Origin of the sequence: Streptococcus sp. 17.1 (assembly GCF_016648655.1) — a bacterium.
Lineage (GTDB): Bacteria > Bacillota > Bacilli > Lactobacillales > Streptococcaceae > Streptococcus > Streptococcus salivarius_E.
This window is the reverse complement of record NZ_JACLQM010000001.1, coordinates 171,632-192,368: the sequence shown is the minus strand read 5'-3', so window position 1 is coordinate 192,368 and position 20,737 is coordinate 171,632. Positions and strand designations below refer to the sequence as shown.

Sequence of the window (20,737 nt, the reverse complement as noted above, 5' to 3'; positions counted from 1 at the left end):
TTTACAAAATACGCAAAAAATAGTTGACATCATTTTGCGTTTACGCTAAAATAGTTTTTGTAAGTTAATGAGTTAGTAAAAAACGGAGTTAAAACTTATCTAAAAATAAAATAGCTTTGGCGAGCAAGAAAATTGATAGATATAAGGTTTTATCAAGGTTTTTAATTATGCCTTCATTTTAGCAGATACGCTAAAAACTGTCAAGCATTTTATAAAATAATTTACTAACTCTTTAACTTGATTAATTAAAAAAGGAGGAGGTCGCATGAGTCAACAACATCTTAAATGGATTGAGCTTGTAAAAAATCGGATTGAGAAGCGTGGATGGTCACAGACGGATTTGGCTATCGTCGTAGGCGTTACCCCATCAGCCATCACACAGCTTTTAAAAGATGGCAAAGGTAGTGACGACTTGAAGCTTCGCGTTAACAAAAAATTGCGAATCAACGAGTCGTGGGAAAAATTTGAGGAGTAGAAAAGGAGCAAACATGAAACCAAAACGATATCCATATAGTGGACAAAAAAAGCGCCTACCAAAAGTGGTAAACGCTAATGAAGCTTTAGAGATTGTAATGAATACTATTGATTCTTGTGCTCTTGCACATATGAATCATAAGCTTTTAGAATCTCACAAGTTGTATTGAATGCGATAGCACTTGAAATAGCAACAACTTCACTATCAAGCTCAATACCGTTGTCAACAAGTGATTTCAAAGATTCGCTAACAGATTCGTTGATACCGCTTCGAATTTCTGGATACTTAGCTTCTAAGAAATCATCAAAATTTTCAATCATGACTTGTCTCTCCTTTCATCAAAGATAAGTCAATTATATCAAAATTAGAAAGGAGTCGGTTAATGTGGACACCCCATTCAAACCACTGTTAGACCAGTTTGATAGTATGCTGACAGCTGTCATAGCAAATAAGTCGAGAGCGTTCGACATAGACGGAACACTACCCATGTTGCTGAAAGCGAAGGAATGCCAAGCCATGCTAGGAATTGGTAACTACACCGAGTTCTTGCGAATTACCAACCTTGAAGGTTTCCCTAAAATCGATAAAGGTCGAGGGTCACAAATCAGATACCCACGGGATCCCGTTAGAGATTGGTTTAACACACACTGGCAAGAGATTGCCTAGCACACATCCCTAGCCGTAGCAGTGAGCTAGTGAGGAAACAGAACTTATTAAAACTACCGTTAAACAACGATTCGATATTCATGACTGTCTCCTTATATATTAAAAAATCTATGAAAAAACATCCTCACTAGTTTTCTGGTGCGGTTAGGGAATAGAAAGGAAAATAATAATGGAAGAATTCGGGGTATTGCTGGCTATGACAACAATCATAGGCTCGCTCTTATTCGCAATTTGGCTCAATCATTTCCTGTTTGAGATTGCCCCTTTCGTTCGTGCTTGGGGACGTAAAAATATTTCAAAAATACGGGATAGATTAAAACGAACAACGAAACGATAGCTGTAGCTAATTAGAAAGGAAAACACTATGAAACCATCAAAACTATTTAACTGGATTTGGAGCAAGAAGCAGCAAGAAGAGTACTCCTTCGAACCAGTATGGACACCACGAGAAATTAATGACCAGAAATATGAAGCACGTCAAAGACGTGAGCGGTATCTAGCTGCTAAGTACCTTAGCAATAATTAGACCACAAACATCTCTCAGCGTGTAGCCATAGCCTTGCCGTGGAGTGTAACTTATACTTTAATACCCAAAAATTATAATTTACTTTTCCACACACTTATCTTTTTCTAAAAAACATGAAGCGGTAGGGCGATGGGTGCACGTTGAGAGCACTAAAAAAAAGCACAGGTAAGGGCCTGTGCAAACAACAACATTTTACAAGGAGAATATACCATGAAACAGAAAGAAAAACAAGTCGTATTTTACAGTGCTAAAAAGGATGGCTTTCTTAAAAGCTATAAAGATAAAGGAAGCCTAGTGTTTGAAGCGGTTTTTGACGACCGTCTTTGGAAGGCACTACAGTTACCAATTGAGTTTTACGAAAAACAAAAAAACGAGCTCGACAAACTTGCCGAAGCGTTCAACTGCGAAGTGCTTATCGTAGAAGTTGAATACAACGTAGCTAAACTTGACGGCTCGGACTTTGAACGCACGGAGCGTGAACCGAGCGTGGAAGAGGGCTTTAAAACACTTATGGAATTGCTTGCGAAGTAATTAAATAATTAGAAGCGGTGGGAGGGTAGGTATTAAATATGACAGATAATCAGAAATACTATTACACAGGAGGTGGGAACGAATGAGTATCGCAATAAATAAACTAGAAATTGAAAACGTCAAACGAATTAAAGCAGTCAAGGTTGAGCCATCACCTACCGGTCTCACGGTAATTGGTGGGAATAATAATCAAGGCAAAACTAGCGTGCTAGATTCTATCGCTTGGGCACTTGGTGGAAATCGATTTAAACCTAGCAAGGCAACCCGTGAGGGGTCTGTTATCCCTCCATCGCTTAAAATCACTATGTCAAACGGCTTGGTCGTTGAACGCAAAGGGAAGAATAGCTCGCTTAAGGTTATCGATCCAGAGGGGAATAAAGGTGGACAACAACTGCTTGACAGTTTTGTTGAAGAGTTGGCTATTAATTTGCCTAAGTTTATGGAGAGCACCGTTAAAGAGAAAGCTGACATTCTTTTGCAAATCATCGGAGTTGGTCCCCAATTAGCCGAGTTAGAAATCAAAGAGAAGCAGTTATATGACCAACGTCATGCTATTGGTGTTATCGCTGACCAAAAAGAGAAGTTCGCCAAAGAACAGACTTACTATCCAGATGCGCCAAAAGAACTTATCTCTATCGCTGACTTGATTGCCGAACAGCAAGAAGTCCTAGCCAGGAATGGGGAAAATGCTCGCAAACGCCAAAACGCTAGTCAAATCCAAGCGCAATATGATGCCAAGACGGCAGAAGTCAACCGTTTGTCACAGCAATTAGCAGAGGCTCAGGAAGTTTTACAAAAGCTCGCTAATGATTTGGCTATCGCTCATAAAGATGCGACCGACTTAGTAGATAAATCCACTGAGGAAATCGAAAGCAATATTGCTAACATCGAACAGATTAACCTTAAAGTCCGTGCTAACTTGGACAAGGATAAAGCGGAAGAGGATGCCAAGGCTCAACGTGAGCAGTATAACAAGTTGTCTGTTCAAATCGAAGATGTTCGTAAAAGTAAATGTGACTTGTTGACCAATGCAAACTTGCCTCTGGAAGGCTTGACTGTAAATGATGGGAAGTTACTTTACCTTGGTCAAGAATGGGATAACATGTCGGGATCTCAACAACTCATGGTAGCGACCGCAATTGTCCGAAAACTAAAACCAGATTGTGGCTTTGTTTTAATCGACAAGCTCGAACAAATGGACCAGGCCACACTAGACCAATTTGGGCAATGGCTTGAGGATGAAGGTCTGCAAGCTATTGCAACGAGAGTATCGACTGGTGATGAATGCTCAATTATCATCGAAGACGGCTATAGTCTCGATAATAAGACACATCAGCCAACAGTTGATACTCAATCTGAACCATCAGAAACGCCAACATGGCAAGGAGGATTTTAATGCAAATCACAAGAGGAATTAAGGCTAGAGCTCAAAAGGTTGTTATCTACGGCCCTGAAGGTATCGGGAAGTCTAGCTTTGCAGCGCAATTTCCAGACCCTGTCTTCATCGACACGGAAGGGTCGACAGACAATATGGATGTTGCACGATTGGACAAACCGTCAAGCTGGACTATGTTGATGAATGAGATTGCTTTCATCAAAGCCAATCCGACATCGTGCAAGACTTTGGTTATTGATACGATTGACTGGGCTGAGTCGCTGGCCGTTGAGTCAGTTTGCGCTCAGCATGGCAAGAAAGGTATTGAAGATTTTGGGTGGGGTAACGGATATACCTACGTCCGTGAAGAAATTGGGCGTTTCCTAAACAGCCTAAGCGAACTGATTGATTTAGGGATCAATGTTGTTCTTACTGCCCACGCTCAAATCAAGACATTTACACAACCAGATGAAATGGGTAGCTATGACCGTTACGAGCTCAAGCTTGGAAAGAAAACAAGCTCACAGACAGCACCATTGGTTAAAGAATGGGCTGACATGGTTCTATTTTGCAACTACGAAACTATCGTCATGACCGATGAGAAGTCTAAGAAATCGAAAGCACAAGGTGGACAGCGTGTCATGTATACACAGCACCACCCAGCGTGGGATGCCAAGAATCGTCACAACCTACCAAATAAGTTGCCACTAGATTATGCGGGCATTGCTCACATCTTTAATGTTCAACAGGTACAAGCTGAACCAGTATCACCTACCGCACAGCCAGAAATGGAACCGCCAGCACCGGAATCAGTACCACAACAAGAAGTAGTGCCAGCTGAAACACCAGTGGCAGAAAACCCTGCACCAGTGGAGCGTGGCGAGTACCAAGAACCAGCACCATTCATTGACCCAGCGCTGCGTGATTTGATGATTGCCAATCAGGTCACTGAACAAGAACTTCAACAGGCTGTGGCCTCTAAAGGCTACTACCCTATTGAAACACCTATATCAATGTACGACAAATCATTCATCGACGGGGCTCTAGTAGCTACTTGGGACCGTGTCTTTGAAATGGTCAAAGAAATCCGTGGATCAGAATTTTAGGAGGAAATCATGTCAGATAAAACTATCAAATTAGACCTATCACAAATCGGTGATGGTGGTCTTCAAGAGAAAGTCGATAAAGAACTTGAAAGAGTCATCGCTAACATCTTAGATCCAAATACCGAGACTAAGACAGCTCGTAAACTTGCTATCACTTTGACAATGAAGCCAGACGATACACGTCAAACAGTAGCTACTGCAATGGAAGTCAAGTCAACTCTTGCACCTCAAAAAGCTGTTGCTACTACCGTCCTCATTGGGCAAGAAGGTAGTCAAGTCTATGCAAACGAACTTAAGAGCAACATGCCTGGTCAGACATACTTTGACGACAAAGCGATCCTTCGTACAGACGTTGGTGAGCCAATCGAAGACATTGAAAAAGGTATCAACAACGATGTCATTGACTTCAACAAACAAAAGAAAGCGGGTAATTAAACATGGCAGAAAACATCAAAGAAGCTCTTGAGTACAGTGTAGAGCTAGCTGAACGTGCTGGAAAAGTCATCCAAGTTGGTGACAAGCAGTACTATAATGCAAATCAATTTGACCTCCTGGAAGTTAACCCTCGGAAAATTGCACCAAAACTTCAATTGTGTACTCTTGACAGTCTTATTGATTATCTCAAGTCAGACAATGACGCTATCAGTGCCTCTAAAAAAATCATTGTGGTAGAGTCCCCTAAAGATGTCATAGTTTATGATCAGGTTGATTGGGAATACGGCAGACGTCCTCAACTCGTCTCCGTAGTAGCATACACTCCAGGTATTCGATTGAACCAGTGGAATAACCAAGAGCAGTTCAATATTATGCTGCAGTCTGCCTTTATTGACGAGGATGATCGTCAAGTTGTACTCGAATTTGCAAGTGCTCTAAAAGTCGAAAACGGTGCTGACATTGTGGATAACGGTATCAACCAGACCACTACTGTGAAATCAGGGGTAGCTAGTTTTGCGAAAGCAACTGCACCAAACCCAGTTACATTACGTCCATATCGTACTTTTACAGAAGTCGAACAGCCATCTAGTCAGTTTGTACTCCGCATAAACAAAGATGCTGAACTTGCACTTTTTGAAGCAGACGGTGGCAAATGGAAACTGGAAGCTATTAAAAACATCGCTGACTACCTCAAAGCAGGGCTCAAAGATCAAGACAATATCACTATTTTGGCTTAATAGGAAAGGATTTCATACATGACTTACAACAATAACTTTAAACGTGAATTCGGATGGGACGATACTATTCAAGAAGATGCTAAGGAGTTTATCACGCTAACTCCCGGTGATTATGTATTTACTGTTACAAACTTCGAACGTGGACGTTACACTCCAAACCCACAAAAACCTGGGAAACTGCCAGCGTGTAACAAAGCGATCATCACAATCCAAGTTGAGACTGAAGAAGGTCTTGCAACAATGACACACAATCTATTCTTGCACTCTTCTACTGAAGGAATGCTCTCAGCGTTCTTTGGCGCTATCGGGCAAAAGAAACACGGAGAACCACTTCAAATGAATTGGAATACCGTTGTAGGTTCAACAGGGGTGTGCCGTGTCGGAAATCGCACATACAATGACACTGTATATAACGATGTCAAACAAATGATCTACGCTGACAGTGTTGATTGGACAAAAGTGTTGAATGCCAATGTTTCTCAAGGTGGTGGACAACAAGCTCCTCAACAGCAAGCGCCTAACTACCAAGCGGCACCTCAACAAAACCAAGGATATCAACAGCCTCAACAACCTCAACAAGCACCTAACGGTGGTGGATTCGGAGGATTCTAATGCAACTTAGACCTTACCAAGAAGAGGCAAGGGCTAAGGTACAGCAAGAGTGGAAGGAGGGCAGGAAGCGCACGCTACTTGTCCTACCCACTGGCTGTGGCAAGACCATCGTCTTTTCAAAAATTATAGAAGACCGTGTCAAGATGGGAGAACGTGTTCTCGTTCTCGCTCATCGCTCAGAACTTTTGGAACAAGCCAGTGATAAATTAATGACGGCTACAGGGCTAGGAACGGCACTGGAGAAAGCTGAAAATACTTCAATTGGCTCATGGTTTCGTGTTGTCGTTGGTTCAGTACAGACCATGCAGCGTGAGAAACGACTCAGTCAGTTCCCACCTAATCACTTCGACACTATTGTCATCGACGAAGCTCACCACGCTATATCAGACGGCTATCAGCGTGTGCTGGAGCACTTCGGAGAAGCTAACGTCTTAGGCGTCACAGCTACGCCAGACCGTGGTGATATGCGAAATCTAGGCAGCTATTTCGATAGTTTAGCTTATGAGTATCCATTAGTTGATGCGATTAAATCAGGGTATCTATCGAAAATCACAGCTATCACTATTCCACTTGAGTTAGACATATCAACGGTCAGCCAACAAGCAGGAGATTTTAAGGTAAGTGAGATTGGAACAGCCTTAGACCCTTATCTCGAACAAATTGCAGACGAGATGGTTAAGCAGTGCAAAGACAGGAAAACAGTCGTTTTCTTGCCCTTGGTTAAGACTTCGCAGAAATTCCGTGATATCCTTAACGCCAAAGGATTTAAGGCGGCTGAGGTTAACGGAGAGTCTAAAGACCGTGCAGAGATTTTAGAGGAATTCGACAAGGATAAATACAATGTTCTGTGTAACTCGATGCTATTAACCGAAGGGTGGGATTGTCCAACAGTAGACTGTGTGGTTGTGTTAAGACCGACAAAAGTCCGTGCTCTGTATAGTCAAATGGTGGGACGTGGTACACGCCTTGCACCAGGGAAGGAAAATCTATTACTACTCGATTTCCTATGGCACACTGAACGTCACGAACTTTGTAGGCCAGCGCACTTAATCGCTAGCAGTCCAGAAGTTGCCAAAAAGATGACCGAAAACATGGCTGAAGATACTGAGGTTGAGTTCAGTCTGTTAGAAGCTGAAGAACAAGCTAGCAAGGATGTCGTTGCTGAACGTGAAGAAGCACTTGCAAAGCAGTTGGCTGAACAGCGCCGTAAGAAGCGTAAGTTAGTGGACCCACTTCAATTTGAAATGTCTATCCAAGCAGAGGATCTTGCTGACTACGTTCCATCATTCGGTTGGGAAATGGCTCCGCCTTCAGAAAAACAACTTAAAGCACTCGAAAAATTCGGAATCTATACCGAAGAAATCGGCAATGCCGGAAAAGCTGGCAAACTACTAGACCGCTTAAACAAACGCAAAGACAGTGGATTGACCACACCTAAACAGATACGATTACTTGAAGGTCGTGGCTTCCGAAATGTCGGAATGTGGAAATTTGAAGATGCTAGCAATCTGATTAACCGAATTGCTGCAAGCGGTTGGAGAATGCCAAAAGGAATCATTCCAGCCACATACCAGCCGGAATAAAGGAGATTAAATGTCAGAAGGTACTTTTGATTTAATCCCACTCTTAGATTATATTGACCCTTCTACATTGTCTTATCAAGAGTGGGTGAACGTAGGAATGGCCCTAAAACAGGAGGGATACACGGCAATGGATTGGGACGCTTGGTCTCAATCTGACAGCCGCTATAAAAAAGGCGAGTGCTTCACTAAATGGGATACTTTTCACAATAATGGCTCTGATGATGTTACCGGCGCAACTATCACTCAGATGGCTAAAGACAACGGTTGGGAGCCAATGAACAAGTCAGGCGAAAGCTATGAGCTTGGCTGGGATTCTACAATCGACCGTGATTATCAAATCGTTGATAAAAACTGGGTAGAGTCAAAAGAAATCCGAGAGCCGTTAAATTGGCATCCAGTACAGGATCTTGTCAAATACATCGAAACATTGTTTGAAATGACCGACCTTGTTGGTTATGTCACATCTACTTATCCGATTGAAACAGAGAATGGGCCAATCTATAAGCCAACTCAAGGCAATTATGACAGGACTGCCGGAGAGCTTATTAAAGAACTTCAGAGTAATGGCGATGATATCGGTGCAGTTTTTGGAGACTACAAGGAAGAAGCTGGTGCCTGGATTCGTTTCAACCCGTTGGATGGAAAGGGTGTCAAGAACGATAATGTCACTGATTTCAGATACGCTTTAGTAGAATCAGACAGCATGGAGCTTGGGAAACAGTACGCTCTATTTAAAGAGTTAGAGCTTCCTATTGCGACACTAGTACACTCTGGACACAAGTCGTTGCATGCAGTGGTACGAGTGGATGCTAGAGACTACCAAGAATATCGAAAACGTGTCGATTACATTTATCAGATTTGTAAGAAAAATGGACTTGATATTGATACCCAAAACCGTAATCCAAGCCGACTCTCTCGCATGCCTGGAGTAATCCGAAATGGCCATAAGCAATTCTTGATCGACACAAATCTGGGAAAAGCCAACTACGAAGAATGGTATCAATGGGTTGAAGATTTAAACGACGACCTTCCTGATCCTGAAACGCTAGCAGACGAATGGGACCACCTTCCAGATTTAGCTCCAGAGCTTATCCACGGAGTGTTGCGTCAAGGTCATAAGATGTTGATTGCAGGGCCGTCAAAAGCTGGTAAGTCGTTTGCCCTCATCGAGTTATCGATTGCCATCGCAGAGGGTCGCAAGTGGCTTGGTTGGCAGTGCGAACAAGGCAAAGTCCTCTACGTCAACTTAGAGCTGGATAGGCCGTCAGCCCTTCACCGCTTTAAAGATGTCTACGATGCTATGAATTTACCTCCAGCAAGCGTTGGTAATATCGATATTTGGAATCTCCGTGGGAAGACAGTGCCAATGGATAAGCTGGCCCCGAAACTCATTAGGCGGTCACTGAAAAAGAATTACCAAGCCGTGATTATCGATCCTATCTATAAGGTCCTGACGGGTGACGAGAACTCAGCGGACCAAATGGCACATTTCACTAATCAATTCGATAAAGTGGCTACTGAGCTAGGGTGTGCTGTAATCTACTGTCATCACCATTCTAAAGGGAGCCAAGGCGGTAAGAAATCCATGGACCGTGCTAGCGGTTCTGGAGTATTTGCCAGAGACCCTGATGCTCTGGTTGACTTAGTAGAGTTAGAACTTAACGAAGACCTCGTTAAAGCTCGGACTGAAAAAGCAACGGCTAAGATTTACCAAAGAGCCTTGCAAGAACAGGCTAACGATTATTACCAACAGAATGTCAGTCTTGACGATTTGGGAAGTCGCTATCAAATGCAACAACATTTTGACAAAGCAATTCCTGATGTTATGAAGCGTAAACCTTACCTTGACGAGGTCAAGGCTAGGACTCACAGCATTGAGATTGCAACTGCTTGGCGAGTTGAAGGGACCCTTCGTGAGTTCGCCAAATTTGCCCCTGTTAATATGTGGTTCAGCTATCCAGTCCATGAAGTGGATACTACTGGAGTGCTGGCTGATATTCAACTGGAAGATAACGCCCCAGCTTGGAAAAAGAACCTAAATAAAGGTCCAGAATCGAAGAAGAAGACAGCAGAGAAAAATAAAGAAAAACTTGTTAATGCAATTCAAGCATTAGACGATGGAATGGATCCAGTCACGATTGATGATATTGTGGAATATTTTTCAACAGAAGAAAAACCTGTTAGCGAAAAAACTATCAGAAGATGGATCAAAAACTCAGAAATTTTTGAGGTGAAAAACGGGAAAATTCACAAAAAAAATACCTGAAAAATTCAAAAAGGGACAGGGACAAATTGGGGACAAATTGGAGGGACAAATTGGAAGAAAAAACCCATTTTGTCCGTCCCAAAAAAGGGACAAATTGGAAAATGTCCGGATGTCCCTAAAGCCTAATAGGGACAAGGGACAAATTGGAAAATGTCCCTAAGAAATCGCTCAACCATGCGGTTTTGGAGCAATAGGGACAAATTGGAAAAAATAGGGACAAAAATAGGGACAGAATTCTATCTATATTCATAGATAGAATTTGGGAAATGTCCCTGAGAGTTCAGAAGAACAGGTACAGGAACATGGGGGTCCTAAGACTCCCCCATGTAACCCTGTAACCCTGTCCTTCACTCTGAACTTAGGCGCGAAAAAAGAAAGTGAGCGGTGAAGTGAAAATTAGAAAAATGAGAGAGGTTGGATATGGTGATTGAGTTTTTCTTGTCGATGAAAAAAATTCCAACTACGACACACCAACAGAAAAAAGTCGCTGTGGTGAATGGTAAGCCGAAATTCTATGAGCCTCAAAAATTGAAAGAAGCTAGAGACTTATTTTCAACCCTGCTTGCTCCGTATGCTCCAAACGAAAAAATCGAAGGACCTATACGTCTCACAGTCAAGTGGCTATTTCCTAAAATCAAAAAAGCGACTCATGGCCAGTACAAGACTACTAAGCCAGATACGGATAATTTGCAAAAATTACTCAAGGACTGCATGACGGATCTTGGCTATTGGCATGATGATGCACAAGTAGCTAGTGAGATTGCTGAAAAGTTTTGGTCAGACACTGTTGGAATATATGTTAAGGTGGAAAAGCTATGAATTATATCAATTTCTTCGAGACTGAAGTTCCAAATTGGATGAGAGAGAACAACCAAATGATGCAACAGGTCGGTTTTAATACCCCTGCATACTGGAATTGGGTGGTTGTCTCTATCAACAAGGTCTGTGAAAAATACAATAACGATACTTTAGTCAAAAATCAATTCCATATTATCTGGGATTTCCTGGATGAGAAGGCTAGGGAGGTCTCAGGTACAACTAATGGTAAAACGATGGAATGATCGCATGGCTGGCATTAAATATGCATCAAGGCCATACGAACCGGTAACGGTATTAGAATATGTAGAGTTTTTTAGACTCTGGTTTTATACCACGCATCAAAAGAAAGGCGCAGTGGCAATGAAATTAGGTATTGGGAATAAGAAACTCAACCGGATTCTAACGTTGGAGCAATTGCCGGATGAAGAACTATTGAAAGGAATGATGGAGCTATGCAATACAAGGTTATAGTTTACTACGACAACATGGAAGACAGTGAGCAAGTCTTCAGCAATAAGAACGACGCTATCAACGAAATGCACAGATTAGGTGTGAAATATCGCAACGCACGAAAATATAAGGTTGAAATGGTGGAATGTGATGGATGAATTAGATTACGTAAAAAGGCTGTACGATAGATACATTTCCGAGTGTGAGAAACTTTTTAAAGAACCGCCTAACAAGTGGACAGCATCGGCAGCTAACAAAGCAAAAATCAAACGTCTAGGAATTGAACTTAGGCAAGAGATGATTGAGTTTGAACGAAAATATTATGTGTGAGGTGGAAGCATGAACAAATTAAGTAAAATGGCAATTATTACTGTAAGTGGTTTATTATTTTTAACTGGTTGCTCAGAGGCAAATAGAGTATCTGAAAATTTATCTCAAGAGTCGGATAACTTTAATGTTGTTCGAAAAGTAACGGTGATTGATGCTATTACAAATGACGTAATGTTCCAAATGAGCGGTAGGATGTCCATCAAGGCTGATACTCATGATAAACAACTTGAAATTGTTGTAGAAAATGGTAAGAACAAATATCAAAAACATATTATCGGTTTGTCAGATAATGTCTCTTATGTAGTAGAAGATGTTGAAGTACCGAATGTTTCAAAGTACAAATATGAGATCAATTACAACCCTAAAATGTGGGTGCCTGTAAAACTTAAAAATGTTGATTAAGGGAGAAAGTAGAATGACAAGAGATGAAGCAGTACAGAAATTGGCAACAGTAGGGCACCTTTCAATGGCCCATGCTGAGGATTTATATGATTCAATTATTCCTAAGCCAGTAGTTCCGAAGTACGTGGCGGATTGGTATGAGGAGAATAAGGACGTTTTTAACGAAGAAATCGGGGAATATCTAGCTAATTGGGACGATGTAGGCTGGGACAATTTCGAACGCTGGATGTCCACGGCTTATGAGAACGAAGCTATCACTGCCCTCATCAACATGCACCAGTTTGGCTATGAGGTCGAGGAAGAGCCTAGGTATACGGTTGAAATCAAAGGGTTTGACGATGATGACACCTTTTTGAATTACAATACAGATTGGGACTTTTGGTTTCTTGACGACGATGGCAGGACGCAGGAGGCAAGAGTAGCCCACACTCGCAAAGAGCTGGAGTCAAACGGCTTCGGCTGGGTCTTCGATTGCGAGGGCGTGGAAGTTGAGGAGGTGGAATAGGTGGCAAGATTTATCGAAGTGACACCGATAAAAAACGGCGAAGAAGGGTCAAGGATATTGATCAACACTGAGAAGATTGATTGCGTTCGGGAAGAGGACAAATTTGTTTCTGCAATATTTCTAAAAGATATTCCGTTGGGATCTTTTAGAGAAAAGCCAATTTTCGACAATCCTATTTATGTGAAAGAACCGTTTATTTTTCTAGCCGACGATATAACGAAAACTGAATAGGAGATCAAACGATGAACAGACTTAAACAGTTAAGAAAAAATAAAAGGCTAACTCTTATGAATCTGTCTAAAGAATTGGGTTTGCCAGATAGTACATTGTCTCAATACGAGAACGGCAAAAGGCAAATCAGCATAGGAAAGTCCAAAAAGATAGCTGAGTATTTCGGTGTTAGCGTTGGTTATCTGCTAGGACTTGATACACCAACAAAGGACGGTATCGCTGAACTAATCGACAAGGTCAATGATTGGGCTATTAGTCATGGACTGGACAAAGGCAATCCTAAAATCGAATGGATGAAGATCACTGAGGAAGTAGGCGAGATTAGAGACGTGTTTCTTAAGCCTCACGATTTCGCTGACCCAGAGTGGTCGCTAAAAGACGCTATAGGCGACTCTATCGTAACGCTAGTAGTTTTATGCTTGCAGCTTGGCTACGACGTAGAGGAGTGCCTCACAATAGCTTACAACGACATCAAGGATAGAAAGGGAATGATGGTTGATGACAACTTTGTTAAAACCAAAACGAGAGAATCAGCTAATAGTAGCGACGATTCTGCTAGTGCTATCGCTGGCGATTAACATCGGTACAGTGGTCTGGGTAGTCAACCGACCTATCGAGATGGTACTTATCCACAAGGCTGATAATGCCGTTGAATTACATGGCAAGGTAACTGGAAAATCAATGGTCGGGAAACTCTACACGCTCGATTGTGGGGCGTATGGCAAGTTCCTAGTAAGCAAGGAACAGTATGATGCGGTAAACGTCGGGGATGATATTCCTAGTTATTTGAAAGGGAGAGGGCAATGAAAAAATTAGGAATTATTTTAGGAGCGGTATTTGTAATCGTTGTATCGCCATTTGTTGTTCAGTATGGCTGGAATGAAATTATCACAACAATTGTTCCAGTTGGTAAAATTACAGTATGGCAAGCATTAGGGACGGATGCACTACTATCTTTCATCTGGCCTGTGTTACCCAGCAAAAAAGAATCTGAAGAGGATTACTCATACGTTGTAAAAAGCAGCATTTCAAAAATCATTACATGTGCATTTTTAATTTGGTTAGCTAGTTTATTTATTTAAGGAGGATTTGGGATGATACCTAGATTTAGAGCGTGGTCGGCAGAGGTAAGCTCATGAGCGTGAAATACAAATATTCCGGACTGACCAAGGAATTATACCAACGGTTAGTCAGTGAGCATGCAGTACTTAGAAAAATACACAAAAAAGGCTCTTATAAGCAGTTTTTTCAAGATGTGAAACAGTGCAGTGAAGTACAAGCTCGTATCATTTATCAAGCATTTAATAGTGCAGTCGTGGAACGTGCGAGGATATCGCCAGCAACAGTCGCTAGACTAGAAGGCATCATTTCTGATGAATTATTCGACGACCTTCAAGACTATCTGTCTACTAATTACACAAGAGGTAAAACCACGCGCCCCGTTTTGGATAAAACCAACGCTGGACTGACCGAGGAGCTATTCCAACGTTATCGCAAGGAAGTAGAAGCGTTAAGATCTACTTATCCAAACAGCATTGTCAGGCACATTATGGACGTTAAGGGCTGCTCGAAGAAGGAAGCTAAAAACATCTACAGTGCTATCAATGCATTCTATGTAGAACGTGTTGTTCTAACGCCTCGGAAGGTGATTCAGCTAGAAGGACTGCTATCCAGAGAGCTATTCAGTGAGATAGCTAAGTATGTATTCAATCACTACGAATGGCCAGAGATCTTGGATGACGAAGTTGACCGTATCACTCTTGAATATCGTAATAAAGGCAAGGTGGGTCGTAATAAAGCAACGGTCAGAAAAACCTTATATACAGCCTACATGTTAGGCGTGTAGCTAGAACGGTTTAAGAGGGTTCAACTCCCTCACTAGCTATTACCAGTTAAATAAACAATTAGAATCGAGGAACCTTTTTTATTCTTGTTACCCTAGCCTTGCATAGCTGGTGGCAGGGCTAAATACAACGTATGGGAGGTGGTAGCCTAATCCTTCTTTATGCTTGTAATAAAAAAAGACCCAGACTAATGCCTAGGACTGTTCAAACGCTAATAATATTATTATACCATAAAGGAACGTATTTATGAGAACAGTGGAACGACTGCAACGAATCAAAGCGCTTGATAGATATATTGACAGTCAGATAGAACAAATCAAACGACTGGAATCGCAAGCGCTAAAAGTAACGGCTGGTGCTATGCAAACAGATATGGTACAAGGTGGTAAACGTAAGGGCAAGGATGATATCTATGTAGAACTTATGACGGCTAGGGAGGAAGTGGAACGTTTCACTGCCGAGGCTATTAAGCAAAAGCTAGACTTCCGCCGTCAAATCGCAGAGGTGGGGGATATAGATGCACGCTCCCTACTCCAGATGGTATATATAGACCAGCTAGATATCTGGCAGATATGTGACCGTATGGGCTTTAGTAAGGCAACCTACTATGTGAAGCTAAGACAAGCTGAGAAGTATTTGGACTAATCTGCATTGATCTACACCAATCTATAGTGCATCATACTCTAGTCATGGTAGTATAGTATTATCGAATCAGAAGGACACAGGAGTGTTCTTCTTTTATTTATCTGACTGAGAGGAGGTATACCCATGCCAATGGTCAGACGATGCAAGGCGGATGGATGCCATGCTCTAACAGAGAGACCATTACATTACTGTAGTACACATAGCAGTATGGAAGCAGCATACACCGAAGAGAGACAGAGATACTCACGCACAAGATACAACACACGAGTAAGGAACAGAGACGATGAGAGCAAGGAACGCTACGCATTCTATCGCTCGAAGACTTGGTCTTCTATTCGTAAGATAGCTTTGGAACGTGACAACTATCTGTGTCAGTACTGTCTTGCCTTGGGTGTGACCACACCAGACGCTCGTATAGGCGACCACGTAACACCCGTTGAAATAGCTCCAGAACTTAGAACTGAAATTTCAAACGTAGTAGCTACATGCAGAAGCTGTGATAACACCAAGAGGACTTTGGAACAAGAGATATATGGTACTGGTCAAAATAGAACAAAACAGAACACCGAGCTACGACTTTCCGTGGCAACGTGGGCAGATTTAATAGCCCGCAAAAAAGAGGACGTTGTTAAACCCCTCTAATAAGCCCATAGCACGATTTTATAATAAGGGTGGGTAAATAACACTCGGCAAATTTTAAAATTGACCCCCGCCCCCTTCTCGTGCCAAGGAGAGCCGCCACAAGGTGTTTTCTTACACCGCACGCCAATTTTGAGGGTTTTTAAGCGGTGTCATAATCAAGATAGGAAGTGAGAAAATGGCGAATAAGTCACCAGCTAAACGAAAACCGTTTTACGAGCAAAATGACCGCTTTCTACCCATTGACCCACCGAACTACTTGGGCACAGTGGCGAGGTCAGTTTGGACTAAAATCATTCCGTATTTAAAAGCAACAGAAAAGGTCGAACGCATTGACACGTTTCTTGTGGAAACCTACTGTACTAACTACGAGATTTACAAAAAAGCCTATGAGGATGTGAAAGAAAACGGTATCCAAACCGAGATTAAGAAAGTCATCCAAGCACAAGGTAGTGGCGAGATTCTAGGTGAGCAGTCAATGGGATTTAGAAAGAACCCAGCGGTTGCGACGATGAAAGATGCCACTGAAACCCTTAATAAAATAGGCATTCAGCTAGGTTTGACCCCTAAAGGAAGGGCAGAATTGGCTGAAATAGCCGGAAGTCAAGCGGATAATTCTTCGATGAAAGATAAGATGGCAGCATTTTTCAAATAAAGGAGGTGAAACATGCAAGAGATTGACTTAACCAAGTCTAAAGATGTAATCGATGCTTATAATAGCATCGATTTTTCTTATGAACGAAAAACCTATACAGACTATGGCACACAATACTGTTTCAATGTGTTAGATGGCAAGATTGTTGCTGGTTACAATATCCAATTAGCATGTTTTAGACACCTCCGAGACTTGCAAAGACAAGGGGATAGCGATTTTCCTTATGTCTATTCAGTCGAAGCGTTTAACCGTTTCTTGAAATTCCTATCATTAGTGCCTAACGTTGATGACCTGAGCCAAAAGTTAGAGCCTATGGATTGGCAGTATTTTATATTCGCTCAACTCTTTGCATGGTTCGATTTAGACGATGTACCAAGGTTTTCAAATATCATCATTTCTATTGCCCGTTCACAAGGTAAAACGATGATAGCTGGTATTTGCCTTAATTTCTCTTATTTGATTGAGATTATTGGGCAAAGTAACCAAGATTTTCTCGTTAGCTCGCTAAACTTCGACCAAACGATGAAGCTATATACTTATGTTAAATCTATGATGGCTAGAATCATAGAGAATGAGCCGTTTAAGTCGCTAGCAGAAGAAACACAAGTCCAATTATATTCACGAGAAATTAAATCGCTCGTAGATGCTAACACTATTCATACTATCTCGTTTGAATCTGGTAAATTTGACGGTAAACACTTTAAACTGGCCGTAGCCGATGAGGTAGGTGAGCTTAGAACGGATGAAGGGGTTTCTAAAATCACATCCGGACAAGTTAACACCGAAGGCTCACGCTTTATTGAAATTTCAACTTCTTACCAAACGCCCGATGTTCCATTTCATCAAGAGCAAAAGAAACTGATTGAGATTATGGAACGTGATTTTGACCGTTCCGGTGATGACCAGCTATGTCTAATCTGGTCTCAAGATAACTTGGAAGAAGTCTTTAAACCAGAAACATGGGCAAAGAGTAACCCACTACTTAACCACCCTAAATTAAAGGATGGATTGATGAAAGGGCTACTTTCCGAACGTGACAAGAAATTACTCATGGGAAAACTTGCTGACTTCCAAGTCAAAAACATGAATTGTTGGTTGCTAGCTGATAGCAACAGTTTCCTTGATTTGACCGATATTGAAAATGCAGTCGTTGATGATTTTGACATCAAGGGAAAACGTGTTTATGTTGGTCTTGACGCTTCAATGTTCAGCGATAACACGGCTATTGGTTTCGTCTATCCCTACGTTACTGAAGACGGTAGTCAAAAATGGCATATCGAACAGCATAGTTTCATTCCATGGCAACAAGCCGGCTCGTTAGAAGCCAAAATGGAACAAGACGGGGTTAATTATCGAGATTTGGAAACCAAGGGCTTTTGCACGATTACAAGCCACCCACAAGGGCTAATCAATCCAGAGGAAGTGTACCGTTGGTTTTGTGAGTATGTGGAAGATAATCAGCTTGATGTGGTCTTCTTTGGCTACGATGCTATGGGAGTTTCAAAGATTATCAAGGCCTTGGAATCTAACACGAGCTTTCCACTTATGCCGATTAGGCAACGAACAAGCGAGTTGAAAGACCCGACAAAATTCCTTCAAACACTCTTTATTGAGGGCAACATTACCCGTTTGGATGATGAAATCATGCGTAAAGCCTTGATAAATGCGGTAATTAAAGAGGATAACATCGGTATTCAAGTCGATAAAATGAAATCGACCTATAAAATCGACGTTGTGGACGCTCTTATCGATGCGTTCTATGATGGCATGTATGCGTTTGAAGACTACGCTATTACCAATAACCCAACGTGGAAGGTAGAGCACATGAGTCAAGAAGCCGTTTTAAATTGGCTAAAAAACCCAGACAGTGGGCTATTGGAGGAATATTAATACATGATTTTGAAGTTTTTTAAGGCAATTTGGGCTATTTTTGACATTTTGATGTTCATTTTAGCTGCGATTTCGCTTAATTTAACCACTTATAACCTCGGCTACGTATGGTTTGGTATTAGTATGACCATTACATTCGTACTAGCGGGTTTAATTAGTGAGCTAGCCGCAAAAAAAGGCTAGAAAGGAGGTGATAATAATTGCCGATATTTAATTTAGCAACCGAAAGCCCACCGAGCAATCAAGGGGGCTTTTTTGATATCACTGATCCAGAGTTTTTAGCTACCTTGAATGGTAGTGAGTGGGTATCAGCCGAAACTGCTCTTAAAAACTCGGACCTATTCTCTATTATCAGTCAGCTATCTAACGACCTTGCGACTGCCAAACTAACGACTAGCCGAAAACAAATGCAAGGCATCGTGGATAACCCATCAAATAACGCTAACCGCTTTAATTTCTACCAGTCAATCTTTGCTCAAATGCTATTGGGTGGGGAAGCTTTTGCATATCGATGGCGAAACGACAATGGGCGTGATATGAAGTGGGAGTATTTAAGACCGTCTCAAGTCTCTTTCAACCGATTGGATAATCAAAATGGACTTTATTACAACATCACATTCGACGACCCACGCATACCACCAAAACAACATGTTCCACAAAGCGATATCTTACACTTTAGACTACTTTCTGTAGATGGTGGGCTAACAAGCGTAAGCCCGTTGATGGCTCTAGGTAGAGAACTAGATATTCAAAAAGCTAGTGATAAGTTAACGCTTAATTCACTCAAAAATGCCCTAAACGCTAATGGTATTTTGAAGATTAAGGGCGGTGGTTTGCTCGATTTCAAAACCAAGGTCTCACGCTCACGACAAGCGATGAAGCAAATGCAAGGCGGTCCGTTGGTACTGGATGATTTAGAGGACTTCACACCTCTTGAAATCAAATCCAACGTGGCCCAACTACTTAAGCAAGCGGACTGGACGACCGGACAATTTGCCAAAGTCTACGGTATCCCAGAGAATGTTGTCGGTGGACAAGGTGACCAACAATCATCACTAGAAATGAGTTCCAATGTGTACTCTAAAGCAGTCGCACGTTATTTAAGACCGTTTCTTAGTGAGTTGTCTCAAAAACTTTCATGCGATGTGGATGCGGATATTTTCCCAGCGGTTGACCCGACTGGTGCTAACTATATCAGCCGTATCAATAGCATGGTTAAAAGCGGCACACTCGCACAAAATCAAGGCTTGTATATTTTGCAACAAGCTGAGATTTTGCCTAAAGAGTTGCCGAAGGGTGAAAACCCTAACCGAACCGTATTGAAAGGAGGTGAGACAAATGGGCAAGATTGACATTAAAGGCGATATTGTAAGCGATGATGCTGGTGCTTTTTACGAATACTTTGGCATGTCTAGTACCTATCCCAAACTGGTACAGGATGCCATTGCTAACGATGAAGACGAAGAAATCACGCTTAATATAGCGTCAAATGGTGGTGATGTGTTTGCAGCTAGCGAAATCTATACAATGCTTAAAGCAAGCGGCAAGCGTATTGTGGTTAATGTGCAAGGACTTGCGGCTAGTGCTGCGAGTGTCATTTCTATGGCTGGTGATACCGTGCGTATCAGTCCAACGGCACACATTATGATTCATAAGGCGTCTACTGGCATCATTGGAAACAGTGATGACCTAGAGCATCAATCAGCGGTCTTAAATAGCATTGACGAATCTATTGCATTAGCTTACGAAATGAAGACTGGTCTTAAACAACCGGAATTACTTGATCTCATGGCAAAAGAAACATGGCTTAATGCGAAAACTGCCGTTGATAAAGGATTTGCGGATGAAATCATGTTCTTCGATAACGATGAAGAAGAAATCATGGTTACGAATGCCGTACATCAACTACCAAGCAAATCAGCAATCACTAAATTTAAAAATATGATTGCTACACCTAAAACCAATACATTGCGCGAGCAGAAATTGGCTATTTTACTTGAAAAATGAAAGGAAGA

30 protein-coding genes are annotated in these 20,737 nt (G+C 41.8%); 29 read left to right on the top strand and 1 reads right to left on the bottom strand.

Going from position 1 to position 20,737, the window contains the following annotated elements; translation table 11 throughout:
* Positions 1-265 precede the first annotated feature (265 nt).
* Complete coding sequence (locus tag H7T99_RS00950) at positions 266-475, top strand: helix-turn-helix domain-containing protein (RefSeq protein ID WP_201035929.1); 210 nt, start codon at positions 266-268, stop codon at positions 473-475.
* 104 nt (positions 476-579) lie between these two features.
* On the opposite strand, the gene H7T99_RS00945 is transcribed toward H7T99_RS00950, so the two are convergent.
* On the bottom strand, positions 580-795 hold the full coding sequence (locus H7T99_RS00945) for a hypothetical protein (RefSeq protein WP_201035928.1): 216 nt from the start codon (positions 793-795) through the stop codon (positions 580-582).
* A 64-nt stretch (positions 796-859) separates the two neighbouring features.
* Here H7T99_RS00945 and H7T99_RS00940 point away from each other — a divergent pair, with 64 nt between their 5' ends.
* The 28 genes from H7T99_RS00940 to H7T99_RS00805 all read left to right on the top strand — a co-directional run bounded on the left by H7T99_RS00940 (position 860) and on the right by H7T99_RS00805 (position 20,729).
* A complete protein-coding gene (locus H7T99_RS00940) occupies positions 860-1,141 on the top strand; it encodes a DNA-binding protein (RefSeq protein ID WP_201035927.1) in 282 nt (93 codons plus the stop codon).
* A gap of 364 nt (positions 1,142-1,505) precedes the next feature.
* Positions 1,506-1,667, top strand: coding sequence for a hypothetical protein (locus H7T99_RS00935; RefSeq protein WP_201035926.1), 162 nt, complete (start codon positions 1,506-1,508; stop codon positions 1,665-1,667).
* Positions 1,668-1,877: 210 nt separating this feature from the next.
* Positions 1,878-2,198 (top strand): hypothetical protein, encoded by a 321-nt coding sequence (locus H7T99_RS00930; RefSeq protein ID WP_201035925.1) that lies wholly within the window; start codon positions 1,878-1,880, stop codon positions 2,196-2,198.
* Positions 2,199-2,280: 82 nt separating this feature from the next.
* A complete protein-coding gene (locus H7T99_RS00925) occupies positions 2,281-3,594 on the top strand; it encodes an AAA family ATPase (protein ID WP_201035924.1) in 1,314 nt (437 codons plus the stop codon).
* A complete protein-coding gene (locus tag H7T99_RS00920; protein ID WP_201035923.1) occupies positions 3,594-4,679 on the top strand; it encodes an ATP-binding protein in 1,086 nt (361 codons plus the stop codon). Before H7T99_RS00925 ends, H7T99_RS00920 begins: the two co-directional genes overlap by 1 nt.
* 9 nt (positions 4,680-4,688) lie before the next feature.
* Complete coding sequence (locus H7T99_RS00915; RefSeq protein ID WP_201035922.1) at positions 4,689-5,114, top strand: hypothetical protein; 426 nt, start codon at positions 4,689-4,691, stop codon at positions 5,112-5,114.
* Positions 5,115-5,116: 2 nt separating this feature from the next.
* Positions 5,117-5,851 (top strand): hypothetical protein, encoded by a 735-nt coding sequence (locus H7T99_RS00910; RefSeq protein WP_201035921.1) that lies wholly within the window; start codon positions 5,117-5,119, stop codon positions 5,849-5,851.
* 18 nt (positions 5,852-5,869) lie between these two features.
* Positions 5,870-6,463, top strand: coding sequence for a hypothetical protein (locus H7T99_RS00905; RefSeq protein ID WP_201035920.1), 594 nt, complete (start codon positions 5,870-5,872; stop codon positions 6,461-6,463).
* Positions 6,463-8,046, top strand: coding sequence for a DEAD/DEAH box helicase (locus H7T99_RS00900; protein ID WP_201035919.1), 1,584 nt, complete (start codon positions 6,463-6,465; stop codon positions 8,044-8,046). Before H7T99_RS00905 ends, H7T99_RS00900 begins: the two co-directional genes overlap by 1 nt.
* Before the next feature lie 10 nt (positions 8,047-8,056).
* Positions 8,057-10,312, top strand: a complete 2,256-nt coding sequence (locus tag H7T99_RS00895; RefSeq protein ID WP_201035918.1) for an AAA family ATPase — start codon at positions 8,057-8,059, stop codon at positions 10,310-10,312.
* Between the two features lie 423 nt (positions 10,313-10,735).
* Positions 10,736-11,131, top strand: coding sequence for a RusA family crossover junction endodeoxyribonuclease (locus H7T99_RS00890; protein ID WP_201035942.1), 396 nt, complete (start codon positions 10,736-10,738; stop codon positions 11,129-11,131).
* Entirely contained in the window at positions 11,128-11,373 is a 246-nt protein-coding gene (locus tag H7T99_RS00885; RefSeq protein WP_201035917.1) for a hypothetical protein, read from the top strand. The genes H7T99_RS00890 and H7T99_RS00885 overlap by 4 nt, the downstream gene beginning before the upstream one ends.
* A gap of 4 nt (positions 11,374-11,377) precedes the next feature.
* Complete coding sequence (locus tag H7T99_RS00880) at positions 11,378-11,602, top strand: hypothetical protein (protein ID WP_201035916.1); 225 nt, start codon at positions 11,378-11,380, stop codon at positions 11,600-11,602.
* Positions 11,603-11,731: 129 nt separating this feature from the next.
* Positions 11,732-11,911 carry a hypothetical protein gene (locus H7T99_RS00875; protein ID WP_201035915.1) on the top strand — a complete coding sequence of 60 codons (180 nt, stop codon included), beginning with the start codon at positions 11,732-11,734 and terminating at the stop codon, positions 11,909-11,911.
* Positions 11,912-11,920: 9 nt separating this feature from the next.
* Positions 11,921-12,313, top strand: coding sequence for a hypothetical protein (locus tag H7T99_RS00870; protein WP_201035914.1), 393 nt, complete (start codon positions 11,921-11,923; stop codon positions 12,311-12,313).
* Positions 12,303-12,818, top strand: coding sequence for a DUF1642 domain-containing protein (locus H7T99_RS00865; RefSeq protein ID WP_398577652.1), 516 nt, complete (start codon positions 12,303-12,305; stop codon positions 12,816-12,818). Before H7T99_RS00870 ends, H7T99_RS00865 begins: the two co-directional genes overlap by 11 nt.
* Positions 12,819-13,049: a hypothetical protein gene (locus tag H7T99_RS00860; RefSeq protein ID WP_201035912.1), complete on the top strand. Its 231-nt coding sequence runs from the start codon at positions 12,819-12,821 to the stop codon at positions 13,047-13,049.
* Positions 13,050-13,060: 11 nt separating this feature from the next.
* The gene (locus H7T99_RS00855) at positions 13,061-13,627 is read left to right on the top strand and encodes a helix-turn-helix domain-containing protein (RefSeq protein WP_201035911.1); all 567 of its coding nucleotides are present in this window, start codon (positions 13,061-13,063) and stop codon (positions 13,625-13,627) included.
* Positions 13,608-13,856, top strand: a complete 249-nt coding sequence (locus H7T99_RS00850; RefSeq protein ID WP_311627249.1) for a DUF1372 family protein — start codon at positions 13,608-13,610, stop codon at positions 13,854-13,856. The genes H7T99_RS00855 and H7T99_RS00850 overlap by 20 nt, the downstream gene beginning before the upstream one ends.
* Positions 13,853-14,131 carry a hypothetical protein gene (locus H7T99_RS00845; protein WP_201035909.1) on the top strand — a complete coding sequence of 93 codons (279 nt, stop codon included), beginning with the start codon at positions 13,853-13,855 and terminating at the stop codon, positions 14,129-14,131. Before H7T99_RS00850 ends, H7T99_RS00845 begins: the two co-directional genes overlap by 4 nt.
* A 53-nt stretch (positions 14,132-14,184) precedes the next feature.
* Complete coding sequence (locus H7T99_RS00840) at positions 14,185-14,895, top strand: DUF1340 domain-containing protein (protein WP_207185321.1); 711 nt, start codon at positions 14,185-14,187, stop codon at positions 14,893-14,895.
* A gap of 244 nt (positions 14,896-15,139) precedes the next feature.
* Positions 15,140-15,538 carry a DUF1492 domain-containing protein gene (locus H7T99_RS00835; RefSeq protein WP_201035908.1) on the top strand — a complete coding sequence of 133 codons (399 nt, stop codon included), beginning with the start codon at positions 15,140-15,142 and terminating at the stop codon, positions 15,536-15,538.
* Positions 15,539-15,661: 123 nt separating this feature from the next.
* Complete coding sequence (locus tag H7T99_RS00830; protein ID WP_201035907.1) at positions 15,662-16,180, top strand: HNH endonuclease; 519 nt, start codon at positions 15,662-15,664, stop codon at positions 16,178-16,180.
* A gap of 175 nt (positions 16,181-16,355) precedes the next feature.
* Positions 16,356-16,832, top strand: a complete 477-nt coding sequence (locus H7T99_RS00825; RefSeq protein WP_201035906.1) for a phage terminase small subunit P27 family — start codon at positions 16,356-16,358, stop codon at positions 16,830-16,832.
* Positions 16,833-16,844: 12 nt separating this feature from the next.
* The gene (locus tag H7T99_RS00820) at positions 16,845-18,722 is read left to right on the top strand and encodes a terminase large subunit (protein WP_201035905.1); all 1,878 of its coding nucleotides are present in this window, start codon (positions 16,845-16,847) and stop codon (positions 18,720-18,722) included.
* Between the two features lie 3 nt (positions 18,723-18,725).
* Positions 18,726-18,905, top strand: coding sequence for a DUF1056 family protein (locus H7T99_RS00815; protein ID WP_118172001.1), 180 nt, complete (start codon positions 18,726-18,728; stop codon positions 18,903-18,905).
* Between the two features lie 17 nt (positions 18,906-18,922).
* On the top strand, positions 18,923-20,074 hold the full coding sequence (locus H7T99_RS00810) for a phage portal protein (protein WP_201035904.1): 1,152 nt from the start codon (positions 18,923-18,925) through the stop codon (positions 20,072-20,074).
* On the top strand, positions 20,061-20,729 hold the full coding sequence (locus tag H7T99_RS00805) for a head maturation protease, ClpP-related (RefSeq protein WP_155213702.1): 669 nt from the start codon (positions 20,061-20,063) through the stop codon (positions 20,727-20,729). The genes H7T99_RS00810 and H7T99_RS00805 overlap by 14 nt, the downstream gene beginning before the upstream one ends.
* The last annotated feature ends 8 nt before the right edge of the window (positions 20,730-20,737 follow it).

Excerpts from the sequence above, each read along its gene's own strand:
- H7T99_RS00950 (WP_201035929.1), top strand. The coding sequence starts at position 266 with ATGAGTCAACAACATCTTAAATGGATTGAGCTTGTAAAAAATCGGATT.
- H7T99_RS00945 (WP_201035928.1), bottom strand. The coding sequence starts at position 795 with ATGATTGAAAATTTTGATGATTTCTTAGAAGCTAAGTATCCAGAAATT.
- H7T99_RS00935 (WP_201035926.1), top strand. The coding sequence starts at position 1,506 with ATGAAACCATCAAAACTATTTAACTGGATTTGGAGCAAGAAGCAGCAA.
- H7T99_RS00930 (WP_201035925.1), top strand. The coding sequence starts at position 1,878 with ATGAAACAGAAAGAAAAACAAGTCGTATTTTACAGTGCTAAAAAGGAT.
- H7T99_RS00925 (WP_201035924.1), top strand. The coding sequence starts at position 2,281 with ATGAGTATCGCAATAAATAAACTAGAAATTGAAAACGTCAAACGAATT.
- H7T99_RS00920 (WP_201035923.1), top strand. The coding sequence starts at position 3,594 with ATGCAAATCACAAGAGGAATTAAGGCTAGAGCTCAAAAGGTTGTTATC.
- H7T99_RS00915 (WP_201035922.1), top strand. The coding sequence starts at position 4,689 with ATGTCAGATAAAACTATCAAATTAGACCTATCACAAATCGGTGATGGT.
- H7T99_RS00910 (WP_201035921.1), top strand. The coding sequence starts at position 5,117 with ATGGCAGAAAACATCAAAGAAGCTCTTGAGTACAGTGTAGAGCTAGCT.
- H7T99_RS00905 (WP_201035920.1), top strand. The coding sequence starts at position 5,870 with ATGACTTACAACAATAACTTTAAACGTGAATTCGGATGGGACGATACT.
- H7T99_RS00900 (WP_201035919.1), top strand. The coding sequence starts at position 6,463 with ATGCAACTTAGACCTTACCAAGAAGAGGCAAGGGCTAAGGTACAGCAA.
- H7T99_RS00895 (WP_201035918.1), top strand. The coding sequence starts at position 8,057 with ATGTCAGAAGGTACTTTTGATTTAATCCCACTCTTAGATTATATTGAC.
- H7T99_RS00885 (WP_201035917.1), top strand. The coding sequence starts at position 11,128 with ATGAATTATATCAATTTCTTCGAGACTGAAGTTCCAAATTGGATGAGA.
- H7T99_RS00880 (WP_201035916.1), top strand. The coding sequence starts at position 11,378 with ATGGCTGGCATTAAATATGCATCAAGGCCATACGAACCGGTAACGGTA.
- H7T99_RS00875 (WP_201035915.1), top strand. The coding sequence starts at position 11,732 with ATGGATGAATTAGATTACGTAAAAAGGCTGTACGATAGATACATTTCC.
- H7T99_RS00870 (WP_201035914.1), top strand. The coding sequence starts at position 11,921 with ATGAACAAATTAAGTAAAATGGCAATTATTACTGTAAGTGGTTTATTA.
- H7T99_RS00865 (WP_398577652.1), top strand. The coding sequence starts at position 12,303 with ATGTTGATTAAGGGAGAAAGTAGAATGACAAGAGATGAAGCAGTACAG.
- H7T99_RS00855 (WP_201035911.1), top strand. The coding sequence starts at position 13,061 with ATGAACAGACTTAAACAGTTAAGAAAAAATAAAAGGCTAACTCTTATG.
- H7T99_RS00845 (WP_201035909.1), top strand. The coding sequence starts at position 13,853 with ATGAAAAAATTAGGAATTATTTTAGGAGCGGTATTTGTAATCGTTGTA.
- H7T99_RS00840 (WP_207185321.1), top strand. The coding sequence starts at position 14,185 with ATGAGCGTGAAATACAAATATTCCGGACTGACCAAGGAATTATACCAA.
- H7T99_RS00835 (WP_201035908.1), top strand. The coding sequence starts at position 15,140 with ATGAGAACAGTGGAACGACTGCAACGAATCAAAGCGCTTGATAGATAT.
- H7T99_RS00830 (WP_201035907.1), top strand. The coding sequence starts at position 15,662 with ATGCCAATGGTCAGACGATGCAAGGCGGATGGATGCCATGCTCTAACA.
- H7T99_RS00825 (WP_201035906.1), top strand. The coding sequence starts at position 16,356 with ATGGCGAATAAGTCACCAGCTAAACGAAAACCGTTTTACGAGCAAAAT.
- H7T99_RS00820 (WP_201035905.1), top strand. The coding sequence starts at position 16,845 with ATGCAAGAGATTGACTTAACCAAGTCTAAAGATGTAATCGATGCTTAT.
- H7T99_RS00815 (WP_118172001.1), top strand. The coding sequence starts at position 18,726 with ATGATTTTGAAGTTTTTTAAGGCAATTTGGGCTATTTTTGACATTTTG.
- H7T99_RS00805 (WP_155213702.1), top strand. The coding sequence starts at position 20,061 with ATGGGCAAGATTGACATTAAAGGCGATATTGTAAGCGATGATGCTGGT.